General features: G+C 36.4%; 1 protein-coding gene. It reads right to left on the reverse strand.

Annotation, left to right across the window (positions count from 1 at the left end):
- Window positions 1-501 precede the first annotated feature (501 nt).
- A partial coding sequence (locus tag ACFIO5_RS10215; RefSeq protein WP_375705338.1) for a redoxin family protein occupies window positions 502-890 on the reverse strand: 389 nt, incomplete at its 5' end.

Genomic DNA, 890 nt, shown 5'->3' on the forward strand with positions numbered 1-890 from the left:
ATGTAGATTGAATTGTTATACGGAACCAGTTTTCAAGATGGTATTATTCTTTGCTGTTTTCGATGATAATAGATAAAAAATTGTTTTTGGATTTTAGAAGTAAACAGGCGCTATGATGAGCTGATAGGATGTTTTGGTGCTGAAAAATTTCAGCAACAGGTCTTTCAATAGTATTACACAGCTTGATAGTTGCTTTGCAAAAACTTTGAAAATTACTTGATCAATATTGATTCTTCAGAAATGTGTGGTGGATTATTATACGAAGCCGGTTTTTGAAATGGTGTTATTCTTTGCTGCTTTCGATGATGATGGATAAAAATTGTTTTTGGGTTTGTGTAAAGAAGTGGGGGCTATGATGAGCTGGCATGTTTTGGTGGTGAAGACATCGCGGCTTAACAGGTTTTGCAATTCAAAATTCGTAAAATAAAAACAGCACAAATTCCTTTGCGAAGAAAGTTGTGCCGTGAAGTTTTGTTTAAAATGCGTGTATTTGGTTGGAAATTAGCCTTTTAGGGTTTTTAAAACGTTTTGTGGTGAGGAGACTTCATAAGGATCTGTTGCGCAATTATCTGAAAAACCTTGTTCTTCAAACCAATGTTCAATGACACCATCATTGATCACAGCAGCATAGCGCCATGAGCGCATTCCAAAACCAACATTGTCTTTTGCAACCAGCATACCCATTTTTCGTGTGAATTCACCTGAGCCATCAGGGATTAATTTTACGTTTTTAATACCTTGTGCTTTTCCCCAAGCGTTCATGACAAAAGCATCATTGACGGAAAGGCAATAAATTTCATCAATGCCAACTTTTTTAAATTCATCATAGAGTTTTTCAAAATCAGGCAGCTGAAAGGTTGAGCAAGTAGGGGTAAAAGCTCCAGGAAGAG

This window comes from Bartonella sp. AA86SXKL (assembly GCF_042196885.1).